Below are 11852 nucleotides of genomic sequence, written 5' to 3' on the forward strand. Positions count from 1 at the left end.
ACTCATGACGGATCGGGACGGACCGCCGCTGCCCCCGTGCGTCGCCGAGGTCGTCACCGATCCCCCGCGCGCCTTCTCGCCCGTCGCCCTGTGGTGGTGGAGCGGGGAACCGCTCGAACGCTCCCGGTTGCGGGCACAGCTGGAACGGTTCACGCGGGGCGGGGTGCACCAGGTCGTCCTGATCGGCCTGGCGCCGTCGGGGCCGCTGTTCGGCTCCGACGCGGACGACCCGCCATTCATGTCCGAGGCGTGGTGGTCGCTGGTCGACGGCGTGTGCGAGGACGCGCGGGCGCTCGGCGCGCGTCTGTGGTTCTACGACCAGCTCGGCTTCTCCGGCGCCGACCTCCAGGCACGTCTCGTCGACGAGGAGCCCGCCCACGCGGGGCGCGGCCTCGACCGGCTGCGGTCCGTCGTCACCTCCACGGCGGCACGGCCGGGCGAACTGCGGTGCCCGCCGGGCGCCCGGCCGCTCGCGGGGCGCGCCGAACCGGTCGACTCCGCCGGACGCGTCGTCGGACCTGCGGTCCGGGTCGCGGTGGACGACGGCGTCGTACGGGCGCCGGGCCCCGGCCGCTGGAGGCTGACGCTCCATCACCACACCGCGCTCGGTTTCGACTACCTCGGCATCCGGGCGTGCGCGGCGCTGCTGGACCGGGTGCACGGGGAATTCGAGCGCCGCCTCGGCGACCGGCTGGGGAGCGTGGTCGTCGGCTCGTTCCAGGACGAGCTGCCGGCGCTGCCCACCTGGTCCACCGGTTTCGCCGACACCTTCCTGCGGCGGCGCGGCTACGACCTCGTCGAACGGCTGGACGCCCTGTACGAGGACGGGGCGGATCCGGACCCCGCGCTCGTCCGGCACGACTACCAGACCACCCGCGCCGAGCTGGCCGAGCAGGCCTTCTTCCGGCCGCTGGCGGACTGGCACGCACGGCACGGCCTGCTCGTGGGCTGCGACCAGCAGGATCCGGCCCGTGCCGGACACCCCGTCGCGGGCGTGGAGCTGTACGCCGACTACGCCCGCACCCACCGCTGGTTCCCGGCGCCCGGCAGCGACCATCACGGGGACGCGCGCATCCACTCCTCGCTCGCCCATCTGTACGACCGGCCGCGCACCTGGATCGAGGCATTCCACTCCACCGGCTGGGGCGGCACCCCGGAGGAGACGTTCGACTGGCTGCTGCCGTGGCTCCGTGCCGGTGCGACCCTCTACAACCCGCATGCCGTGTACGGCACTACGAAGGGCGGCTGGTGGGAGTGGGCGCCTCCGGCGACCGACTGGCGGCAGCCCTACTGGTGTCACCACCGTGTCCTCGCCGACGCGGTGACCCGGCTCTGCGCGCTGCTGAGCCTCGGCCGCCATCTGTGCGACGTCGCGGTCCTGCTGCCCACCACCACGGCACAGGCCGGCACGGCCCTGGACGGTGTCACGGAGGCGGCGGCGCGGGCCCAGTCGGCCTATCTGGAACTCGTCGGGGACATGGCCTGGTTCACGGCCCGGCCGGGGATCCTGGACCGTCTCGGTCTCGACGCGGACGTCATCGACGACGCCTCGCTGACGCGTGCGCGGGTGGTCGCGCCGCCCGGCGGGGAGGCGCGGCTGAGGGTCGCGCAGGAGGCGTATTCGGCGCTCGTGCTGCCCGCGTGCACGGTCCTCGAACACGGCACGGCCCGCAGGATCGTCGAATTCGCCTCCGCGGGCGGCACGTTGGTCGCGGTCGGCGCCCTCCCCGAACGGGTCGTCGGCCCCGACCGCGACGGACTGCGGGAGGAGCTGGGCGCGTGCTTCACGGACGGCCGTGCCGTGTTCCTCCCCGGGACCGACGACGAGGGCGCGCTCGCGGCGGCGTTCGCGCGGGTGGATCCGGCCGTCCGCGCCCCGGTGCCGGCGCTCGCGCGTCGTACGGACGATGCCACGGTGGTGTTCCTGACGGCGGCGGCCCCGCGGGCGACCCGGGCGTCCGTCGCGACGCCGGACGCGCGCGGGGCCGCATTGGGATGGCTGGACGCCCGGTACGACTTCGATCCGGGCCGCTACGCGCGCCGCGCGCGGGTTCGGGTGCGGGACGTGGCGGGACCGGCCGTCCTGGTGGACCCGTTCGGCTCCGCGCCCCGGGCGCTACCGGTGCGTGCCCTCCCGCTCTCGGACGGCGGCGCGCGGGCCGTGGAGGTCGACGTCCCCTTCGACACGGGCCCGGCCGCCGTGCTGGTCTTCCCCGACCGGCTCCCGGCCTCGGTGCCCGCCGCTCCCCGGCCGCCCCGTCCCGTCCCCGGACCGGCCGTCGTCGAGATCCCTGCCGACGCGGACTGGGACGTCGTGCTGGTGCCGACCCTCGACAACACCTGGGGCGACTTCGCCCGCCCCGCGTCCGGTCCGCCCACCGGCCCGGCGGTCACCGAGTGCCGGACCTTCCGGCACCGGGTGGAGGCGGCCGGGGAGGACGGGGTGCGCGACGGGTGGGCCCGGCCGGACCTCGGGCGCGGACCGGTCACGGACACCGTCCACGCGACGTTCGGCCCGCACGCCGTCGTGGACCGGGACGGGCCGGGTCACGGCACCCGGTCGGTCCTGGTGTGGTCCGATTCCCTGGGCATCCGCAAGGACCCGGTCCACCGCGCCGTTCTGGGGCCCAAGGGGCATGTCCCGGAGGAGTTCGTCCACCTCGGTCCCACCGCCGCCGGAGAGGTGGTGCGCCTGCGCACGGAGCTGTTCCTCGACGCCGCCTTCGACGGCCATCTCGCGATCGGGGCCGCCGGGGCGAAGCGGGCGCGGTTCGACGGCGTGCCCGTGCCGCTGGACGACGGGGGCCATCTCGCGACGGGGCCGGTCCGGGCGGCGGCGGGCCGCCATCTGCTGGAGCTGGAACTGACGCCCGATCAGGACACCGACCTCCGTGCGTATGTGGCGCTCGTGCGCGATCCGGGGCGCTGTCGGCGCCCGGAGTGGATCCATGCCTCGGGGCCGATGGGAACGACGGTCCGGCTCCCGGCGGTCCCCGTCCGGGCCGTCGTCCAGGTGGCATCGCGCGTGCCCTGCGTCGTGCGTGTCAACGGACGGGTCGTGGGCCGACAGGGCGGATTCGACCCGTACGCCGCGCACGCGGTGCCGCGGGTGCGGCGGCACGAGGTGGCGGGGGCCCTGCGCGTCGGCGACAACGAGATCACCGTGCAAGCGTCGCCCGGGGCCGACCGGGCGGTCCTGGTGGACGCGTTCTTCGAGGACGGGCGCGGCGGCCCGGTCACGGCGCTGCACAGCGATGCCGGCTGGTGGGCGGGAACGGCGGCGGGGCGGGTGCCGGTCGCGGTCCGTCGTGAGCAGGTGGGCGATCCGGCTGCCCTGCATCTGCGCCGCCGTCCGCATCCGCTGCCGGGTGCCGCCTGGCTGGATCCGGACGCGGACGACGGGACGGTGCTGCCGGTCCGGTTCGCGGTGCCCGGCGGCCGGGGGGCGGTGGAGTGGCTGTGGTGCGAGCTGCCTCCGGGGGCCGCGCGGCTGTCGGCGCAGGTGCGCGGCGCGACGCGGGTGTTCGTGGACGGTGCCGAATGCGCCGTGTCCGTGGCCGTCGGCGCGCGGGGCGTGCGGACCGTCTCGGTGGAACTGCCGGCCACCGGTCCTCTCGGACCCCGCACGGCCGCCCTGCGCATCCGGACGGTCCCGGGCCGGGAGGGGGGCGCGGCCCTGGCCGGTCCGCTGCGCTGCGAGGTCGGTCCCGGGCGGATGCGCGTCGGCGACTGGGAGACGCGGGGACTGGCCGAGTACAGCGGGGGGGTGCGGTACCGCCGTGTGGTGACCGTGCCCGGCGGAACCGGCGGGGACCGGGTGTCGCTGGATCTCGGACGGGTCCGCGGAACGGCCGAGGTGCGGGTCGGCGGCGTCCTCGCCGGGGTGCGGGTGTGCTCCCCGTACGTGTTCGATCTGACCGGACTCGCCGACCCTGGGGACAACGTCCTCGACGTCCTCGTGTTCAACACGCTGGCGCCACACCTGGACGCGACGAGCCCGACCCACTTCGTCTTCCCGGGCCAGCGCGTGAGCGGGCTGCTGGGTCCGGTGGTGCTGCGGGTCGGTGGTCCCGCTCCGGTGTGAGCGCGGCGCACCGCCCACGCGCATCGCATCCGCGTCCCCGGCGGGCCCGGAGCGCTCCGGGCGGGAGGGCGGGCGCTTCGGGCGGCACCCTCCCGGTGCACGCACGCGGCAGGCCCGTCCGACGAACCGCTGGAGTTCCCCGAACCGTCACGCCGACAGCGAATCCGCGCTCGGTGAACTCCACTGCCACGGGCGGTGGTTCCGGCCTAGCGTCGCCTCATGAGCATGGGAAGCGCATGGGTACTGGGAGCGACGGGACAGATCGGGCGGGCGGCCGTGCGGGCGCTCGTCGAGGACGGCTGGGAGGTGACGGCCGCTTCGCGCGGCGGTGGCAGGGACGAGCGGTGGGACGGCGCGGTGCGCGCGGTGGCCCTCGACCGGAACGAGGACGGGGCGCTCGCGGCGGCGCTGGGCGACGGCTGCGACGTACTGGTCGACGCCGTGGCGTACGGGGCGGACCACGCCCGGCAGTTGACCGGTCTCGCGGACCGGATCGGTTCGGCGGTGGTCATCTCCAGCGGCGCGGTGTACGCGGACGAGCGGGGGCGCGGCTTCGACACGCAAGACGAACCCGACGGGGCTCCGCGCTACCCCGTGCCGATCCCCGAGACGCAGTGCACCGTGCCCCCGGGCGACGCCACGTACGCGACGCGGAAGGTGCGACTGGAGCGGGATCTGCTGGCGGCGGGCGAGGCACTGCCGGTGACGCTGCTGCGGGCGGGCGCGATCCACGGGCCGTACTGCCGTTCGCCCCGCGAGCTGTATTTCGTGAAGCGGGTCCTGGACGGCCGGGCGCGGCGGGTGCTCGCCTTCGGGGGCGCGTCCCGCTTCCACCCCATCCATGTCTCCAACCTGGCCGAGCTGATCCGGCTGTCCGCGCGACGGCCCGGTTCGCGGGTGCTCAACGCCGGGGATCCGCAGACGCCGACGGTCGCGGAGATCGGCGAGGCCGTCGACGCGGTGCTCGGCCGACGGACCGAGAACGTGCTGATGACGGGCGCGCCCGGGAAGGACGGGGTCGGCTCCACCCCGTGGACCATTGCCCATCCCGTCGTGTACGACATGGCGGCCGCGGAGCGCGAACTCGGATACCGGCCGGTGACCGGGTACGTGGAGTCCCTTCCGGAGACAGTCGAATGGCTTGCCGGCCGGCTGGAGGGCAGGGACTGGACGGAGGCGTTCCCCGTCCTGCTCCGGTCGTACGGAAGGCAGCTGTTCGACTACGACGCGGAGGACGCCTGGCTGGAGGCGTACGACCGCGGGGCATGAGACGCGGTGCCGCGCACGGCACGGGCGGCCGGTGGTCGAAACCACCGGCCGCCCGTGGCCCTTCACTCGCGTCGCGGTCGTGCTCGCGTCACTACGGCTTCGGTGTGGCGTGCGGGTCGCAGGTCACGTCGGCGCGGTCGGTCTTGCCGGTGAGCAGGTAGGCGTCCACCCGCTCGTTGACGCAGGGGTTGACCAGGCCGGTCACACCGTGCGAACCGGCGTTCCGCTCGGTGATGAGGCGCGAGCCCTTGAAGCGCTTGTGCAGTTCGACGGCGCCCACGTACGGGGTGGCGGCGTCGCGCTCGGACTGCACGATCAGCACCGGAGGAAGTCCCTTGCCGGTCTTCACGTTCAGCGGGCTCTGCTGCTTGGCCGACCAGGTCGCGCACGGCAGGTTCATCCAGGCGTTGGCCCAGGTCATGAACGGGTACTGCTCGTGCAGCCGGGTGTTGTCGCGGTCCCACTTCCGCCAGTTCGTGGGCCACTTGGCGTCCGTGCACTCGACGGCCGTGTACACGGCGTTGCCGTTCTCCGACGCGATGTTCCCCTTGATGTCCGACATGTCCGGGGCCGCGGCGTCGACGAGTGCCTGGGTGTCACCCTTCAGGTACTCGCTCCAGGTCCGGGCGACGGGCACCCAGGAGGAGTCGTAGTAGGGGGCGCTCTGGAAGAAGCCGATGAGTTCGGCGGGGCCGACCACTCCGCCGATCGGGTTCTTCTTGGCGGCGGCACGCAGCGTCAGCCACGCCTGCTCGACCTTCTCGGGGGTGTCGCCGATGTGGAAGACGGAGTCGTTCTTCGCGACCCATGCCTTCCAGTCGTCCCAGCGCTTCTGGAAGGCGATGTCCTGGTTGAGGTTGGCCTGGTACCAGATGTTGTCCCGCGCCGGATCGACGACGCTGTCGACGATCATGCGGCGGACGTGGTCGGGGAACAGGGTGCCGTAGACGGCGCCCAGGTAGGTGCCGTAGGACACGCCGAGGAAGTTGAGCTTGTTCTCGCCGAGGGCGGCACGGATGACGTCCAGGTCGCGTGCGGTGTTCGGCGTGGTCATGTGCGGCAGCATGTCGCCGCTGCGTTCGGCGCAGCCGTCCGCGTACTCGGCGGCGAGCTTGCGCTGGGCGAGCTTGTCGGCCTCGGAGTCGGGTACGGGGTCGGCCTTGGGGGCCTTGACGAACTCCTGGGGGTCGATGCAGGAGATGGGCGCGGAGTGCCCGACGCCGCGGGGGTCGAAGCCCACGAAGTCGTACGCCTTCGCCGTGTTCGTCCAGAGCGGGCTCTTGTTGGTGATCCGGGTCGGGAACCTCAGGCCCGAACCGCCGGGTCCCCCCGGGTTGTAGAGCAGGGCGCCCTGCCGTTCGCCCTTGGTGCCGGTGCTGACGTGCCGGTCGACGGCCAGCCGGATCTGCTTGCCGTCGGGCCGGGCGTAGTCGAGCGGCACGGTCACCCAGCCGCACTGGATCGGCTTGGCCAGACCCCAGTCGGCCGGGCAGTCCTTCCAGTCGATGCCGGACCGGGCCGCCCGGGCCGCGGCCAGTTCGACACCGCGCGCCTCGGACACGCGGTGGTGACGCCCCTCGGCTGTGGCCGTCGGCGCGGTCACCGCGCCCGATATGAGCATGCCCGCCACCAGGGCACCGGCCGAGCCGAGAGCTGCTGTGCGTCTCAAGTGGAACCTCCCCCAGGCCTGAAGTGCCGCCGGTGGCGACGTGATTCATCCAGGACCTCTCGCGGATCCTGTCGGCTGTGAGGTTCCTGAGAACAGGCCGCGTACCCACTTCTTTACCGAATCGATAACCGGACGCCCGTATCCCGCTGAGCGGTGTTCGGCGCCCACCGGGCCTCTCGCGCTCCGCGGCCCCCTGCGCCCCACCTCCTCGCAGGCCCCGGGGGATGCGGCTCCGTGCCGTACGCGTCGAGCGCGCGGCGTCGGCACGTGGCGGGCTGCCGGACGCGCGAGCTGGTCGACAAGCCCCCTCGGGGGCGTCGCGGAGCGCGCGCCGGCTCAGCGCGTACGGCGCGCCCCCGAGCGCCCGTCACCTCGGCGCGCGCGGCGCCCGCGCGGCGCGGGTCATCGGCGGTGCGCCCGGCTCAGCGCCCCGGCTCGTCGCGCCCCGCACGCTCCTCGTGTCCCGCGTGCCCCGTTCCCGTGTGCTCCGCCGCGATGCCGAACCGTCGGCGTTCGCCGGGAGCGGACACCGAGGAGCCGATCGAGGAGACCGAGCTGATCACCCGCTCCTCGGCGGCCTTCGCTCCGCTTTCCAGTCGCTCCAGGTCAGCGGCCGAGACGAGGGCGACGAGCGGTTTGCCGTGCCGCGTCACGACCACGCGCTCGCCGCCGTAGACGACGCGGTTGATCAGTTCGGCGAGCTCAGCTCGGGCTTGCGTCACCGGAATCTCGTAGGCCATGCTCCCCATCATAGCCTTCTGTACGTCCTGTACATTTTTTACAGATGCGGACGCGAGCCCGGTCCAGAGCCGCGTGCATCCTGCGAGGAGAGGCAACGCCATGCCGTTCCGCCCCACCGCCCGACACGTGCTGCCCGAGTTCACCGAGCGCACACCCCACGGGACCCGCACCTTCGACCCGTACTCCAAGCTGCTCGCCGAGCGGATCGTCCTGCTCGGCACCGAGGTCGACGACACCGCGGCCAGTGATCTGATCGCGCAGTTCATGTACCTGGAACACGCCGCCCCTGACCGGCCCGTCTCCCTCTACATCAACTCCCCGGGAGGCTCGTTCGCGGCCATGACCGCCGTCCACGACACGATGGAGTACCTCACCTGCGAGGTGGAGACGTACTGCCTGGGCCGGGCCGACGCCTGGGCCGCCGTCCTGCTCGCCGCGGGCGCCCCGGGGCGGCGGCACGTACTGCCGGGGGCGCGCGTCGTGATGCGCCAGCCCGCGCTCGCCGAGCCCGTCCACGGCCGGCCGTCCGATCTGGAGATCGAGGCGCGGGAACTGGAACGGGTCCGCGAGACGCTCGTCACCCTGCTGGCCCGTCACACGGGCCGCGACGCCGGGCGGATCGACGAGGACATCGAGCGCGACCTCGTTCTCGACGCTGCGGGCGCCCGGGCCTACGGCCTGGTGGACCACGTCGTGGAGAGCCGGAAGACGTCGTTCCCGTCGCCCGGCTCGCGGTGAGGACCCGATGCGCCCGTCCGATCCTCCCCCGCTTCCGGCGCTGACCCGTGCGGAGGGGGAGTTCATCGACTGCTACCTCGACGTCCTCGACCAACTGGGCCGGATCAACCCGGCCCGCGGCAGCGACACCTACGGGGCACTGCGCGCCGCGCAGGCGCTGGCCTCGCACGCCCGGGCACTGCGGGACGCCCTGGCGCTGATGCACGAACGCGGCGAGACGCGGATCCACGCCGGGACCCTGGCACGGGCGCTGCGCGCCCTGGACGGGGAACGCCGGTCCGCTCGCGTCACCCTGCCCCCCGTGACACCCGGTCGATAGGTCGCCCGTTCGCTCCGCGGGTCGATCCCCCGTCAACTCCGCCGCACGACACGCCCGATGTGCAATCTGATTTTCCTACTCTTTTCAGAGTAAGAAACGGCGTTTTCGGCGAAATCTCGACTTGCGGACTCCTGGGGGCGGTGGGCGAAATCCGCCCTCCCGCCCCTGGTGGGCGACCGGTTGGCATGCGCGGCGCGCCATCCAAATGCGTCAGCTCCACTCGAGCGGTTCAGTCGTGAGGACTCTCACATATCGCCGTTTCAGCTCGGAAATCCGACTGTCGGTGAGTCAAGATCCCTGGGACGACAAGCCCCCGCCACCGCGGCGGGGCGGTCCGAGCGGACGCCGAGTCCTGCCGCCGCCCGGATGACTGGTCGACAGAAGTGGATCGGCAGGAGTGGAGGACCCAAGCACAACGGGTCGACCGGAACATCGGTCGTCCCTCGGGGTGAAGCCGCCGAGCGCGGCCGGGCACCTTCGCCAGCCCGAACCCGACAGGTCATCCTTCACAGGCGGCTGACGAAGGGTTGCGCATGACTGCGCAGGTTCATGTCCCGTCTCTGCTCGCCCGGGCCGGTACGGCCTCGGTTCTGACACTGGCCGCCGTCGGCGGCACCATGCTCGCCCCGGGCGCCGTCACGGAGGCCCAGGCGGCCACCCCGTCGCTCAAGGCGCTCAACGTCGCGGCGTCGAAGAAGGGCTCGCCGTACAGGTGGGGCGCCACCGGCCCTCACCGCTTCGACTGCTCCGGGCTGACGGTCTACTCGTTCAAGAAGGCGGGCAAGAAGCTCCCCCGCACCGCCCAGCAGCAGTACAACAGGACCCGCCACGTCTCGGCCTCGAACCGCAAGCGCGGAGACCTGGTCTTCTTCCACTACGGCCGAAGCGTCTACCACGTCGGGATCTACGCCGGGCACAACAAGATCTGGCACTCGCCTAGGACCGGCGCGGTGGTCCGGCTGGAGAAGATCTGGTCGAAGAGCGTCTACTACGGACGCGTCCGCTGACCCACGGTCCCGGGGCCGGAGCCGCCGAACGGCTCCGGTCCGCAAGGCCGGGCACGTGCGGCACGAGAGAAACCGGTCGGCCGGACGGTCGGCCCGAAAGACGGTCGGCCCGAAGGACGGTCAGTCCGGCGCGGAGGCGTCCCACGGGAGCTCGATCCATACCGTCTTGCCCCCGTCCGAGGTGGGTGTGACGGAGAGCCGGCCACCGCACTCCTCGGCCAGCATCCGGATGATCACCATGCCCCGCCCGTTGTCCTGCTGGACGGCGACGGGCAGCCGGCGGGGCCGGCGCGGATGGCTGTCCGTCACTCCCAGGAGCAGCAGTTCCTCCCGCTCCAGCCTCAGATCGACGGTGAAGGTGGGCGACTGCCCGAAGGTGTGCTGGACCGCGTTGGTCGCGAGTTCCGAGACGACGAGCCGCAGGGCGTCGGCGAGTTCGGTGTCCGCGGCCAGTCCCCATTCGGTGAGCACCCGGGACACGTGTCCACGGGCCGCCGGGACCGAGGCCGGCTCGCTCGGCAGAGTGATGCTTGCTTCCCGCTGGTCCGCCATGCCGAGCCACCCCTCTCCCACCCGGACCGACATGCGCCCGGTCCTGGTTGCGCTTCGCGCCAGACTGCCACTCGTCCCGCCCTCTGTGACGCCGATCCACCAAGATGTGCGGATATCTGTCGCTCGATGCGGTGAACTCCGTCCCGGAAATCCGTACGTGCGCGCCACGCCGTCCGGTCGGTACGAATCACTCGGCAGGAGAGGGACGAGGCCCGCGTGTGCGACGGCGTGGCAGGGACGGCGGGCGGCGGGGGCGAGGGGGTCCGGGAGCGTCCGTGGTCCCCCGACCGGCTCCGGGGCCCGTCAGCCCACGGGGGCGGTGCGCCGTACGGTCTCCACCGCCACCGCGATCTGCTCGTCGGTCAGGTCGGCGCGCGCGGTCAGCCGCAGCCGGGAGACGCCGTCCGGCACCGACGGCGGCCGGAAGCACCCGACCACGACCCCCTCCGCGCGGCAGTCCGCCGCCCAGCGCACCGCCGCGTCCGCCGACGGGGCCCGTACGGAGACCACGGCGGCGTCCGGACGCACGGCTGCCAGACCGGCCGCGGTCAGCCGCCCGTACAGCCCCGCGGCGACCTCGCGGACCCGCCCGGTGCGTTCCGGTTCCCGGCCGAGCAGGCGCAGGCCGGCGAGCGCGGCGCCCGCGGCGGCCGGCGCGAGGCCCGTGTCGAAGATGAACGTCCGGGCCGTATTGACGAGGTGTTCGATCACCCGGGCGGGACCGAGGACCGCTCCGCCCTGGCTGCCGAGGGACTTGGAGAGGGTGAGCGTGGCGACGACTCCCTGGTCGCCCGCGAGGCTCGCGGCGGCGAGCGCGCCCCGGCCGCCCTCCCCCAGCACCCCCAGGCCGTGCGCGTCGTCGACGAGCAATGCGGCCCCCTCCGCCCGGCAGGCCGCGGCGAGCGCCGGCAGCGGCGCGGCGTCGCCGTCGACCGAGAAGACCGAGTCGGTGACCGCCAGCGCGCGCCCTTCGTGCGTCCGCAGGGCCTTGCGCACGGCGTCGGGGTCGGAGTGCGGGACGACGACGGTCCCGGCCCGGGACAACCGGCACCCGTCGACGATCGAGGCGTGGTTGCCCGCGTCGGAGACGATCAGCGAGTCGCGGCCGGTGAGGGCGGTGAGGGCGGCCAGATTGGCCGCGTACCCCGACGACAGCACCAGCGCCGCCTCGAACCCGCAGAATTCGGCCAGTTCGCGTTCGAGTTCGGCATGCAGATCGGTGGAGCCGGTGACAAGCCGTGAACCGGTCGCCCCGCCGCCCCAGCGGCGTGCGGCCTCGGCCGCCGCCCCGGTGACCTCGGGGTGCCGGGTGAGGCCCAGGTAGTCGTTGCTCGCGAGATCCAGGGACGCCGTCTCGGCGGGCCGCGGGCGGAGCGTACGGACGAGTCCGGCGTCCGCGCGGCGGCGTGCCGCGTCGTCGATCCAGTCGAACGGGGCGTAGGACATGAGCGGTCCCTTTTGTAGGCAGTTCAC

9 protein-coding genes and 1 riboswitch are annotated in these 11852 nt (G+C 73.4%); of the genes, 5 read left to right on the top strand and 4 right to left on the bottom strand.

Features of this window, described 5'->3' with window-relative positions; translation table 11 throughout:
* Window positions 1–4: 4 nt before the first annotated feature.
* Both AMK22_RS39955 and AMK22_RS07530 read left to right on the top strand, forming a co-directional pair.
* Window positions 5–4084 carry a hypothetical protein gene (locus tag AMK22_RS39955; protein ID WP_073782544.1) on the top strand — a complete coding sequence of 1360 codons (4080 nt, stop codon included), beginning with the start codon at window positions 5–7 and terminating at the stop codon, window positions 4082–4084.
* Between the two features lie 219 nt (window positions 4085–4303).
* On the top strand, window positions 4304–5353 hold the full coding sequence (locus tag AMK22_RS07530; protein ID WP_073782546.1) for an NAD-dependent epimerase/dehydratase family protein: 1050 nt from the start codon (window positions 4304–4306) through the stop codon (window positions 5351–5353).
* 91 nt (window positions 5354–5444) lie between these two features.
* Here the strand turns inward: AMK22_RS07530 and AMK22_RS07535 are convergent, their stop codons facing one another.
* Together AMK22_RS07535 and AMK22_RS07540 are read right to left on the bottom strand one after the other, a co-directional pair.
* Window positions 5445–7022, bottom strand: a complete 1578-nt coding sequence (locus AMK22_RS07535; RefSeq protein ID WP_073782548.1) for an alpha/beta hydrolase — start codon at window positions 7020–7022, stop codon at window positions 5445–5447.
* A gap of 422 nt (window positions 7023–7444) precedes the next feature.
* Window positions 7445–7762 carry a type II toxin-antitoxin system Phd/YefM family antitoxin gene (locus tag AMK22_RS07540; protein WP_073782867.1) on the bottom strand — a complete coding sequence of 106 codons (318 nt, stop codon included), beginning with the start codon at window positions 7760–7762 and terminating at the stop codon, window positions 7445–7447.
* Between the two features lie 100 nt (window positions 7763–7862).
* Here AMK22_RS07540 and AMK22_RS07545 point away from each other — a divergent pair, with 100 nt between their 5' ends.
* The 3 genes from AMK22_RS07545 to AMK22_RS07555 all read left to right on the top strand — a co-directional run bounded on the left by AMK22_RS07545 (window position 7863) and on the right by AMK22_RS07555 (window position 9827).
* Window positions 7863–8501 (top strand): ATP-dependent Clp protease proteolytic subunit, encoded by a 639-nt coding sequence (locus AMK22_RS07545; protein WP_073782550.1) that lies wholly within the window; start codon window positions 7863–7865, stop codon window positions 8499–8501.
* A gap of 7 nt (window positions 8502–8508) precedes the next feature.
* On the top strand, window positions 8509–8820 hold the full coding sequence (locus tag AMK22_RS07550; RefSeq protein WP_073782552.1) for a hypothetical protein: 312 nt from the start codon (window positions 8509–8511) through the stop codon (window positions 8818–8820).
* Between the two features lie 365 nt (window positions 8821–9185).
* A riboswitch (cyclic di-AMP (ydaO/yuaA leader) is annotated at window positions 9186–9350 on the top strand.
* Between the two features lie 3 nt (window positions 9351–9353).
* Window positions 9354–9827, top strand: a complete 474-nt coding sequence (locus AMK22_RS07555; RefSeq protein ID WP_073782554.1) for a C40 family peptidase — start codon at window positions 9354–9356, stop codon at window positions 9825–9827.
* A 120-nt stretch (window positions 9828–9947) separates the two neighbouring features.
* Here AMK22_RS07555 and AMK22_RS07560 read toward each other — a convergent pair whose 3' ends face one another.
* Together AMK22_RS07560 and AMK22_RS07565 are read right to left on the bottom strand one after the other, a co-directional pair.
* Window positions 9948–10379: an ATP-binding protein gene (locus AMK22_RS07560; protein ID WP_073782869.1), complete on the bottom strand. Its 432-nt coding sequence runs from the start codon at window positions 10377–10379 to the stop codon at window positions 9948–9950.
* Between the two features lie 303 nt (window positions 10380–10682).
* Window positions 10683–11825, bottom strand: a complete 1143-nt coding sequence (locus AMK22_RS07565) for an 8-amino-7-oxononanoate synthase (protein WP_073782556.1) — start codon at window positions 11823–11825, stop codon at window positions 10683–10685.
* Between the last annotated feature and the right edge of the window lie 27 nt (window positions 11826–11852).

The sequence above is a fragment of the Streptomyces sp. CB01580 genome (assembly GCF_001905795.1).
Classification (GTDB): domain Bacteria; phylum Actinomycetota; class Actinomycetes; order Streptomycetales; family Streptomycetaceae; genus Streptomyces.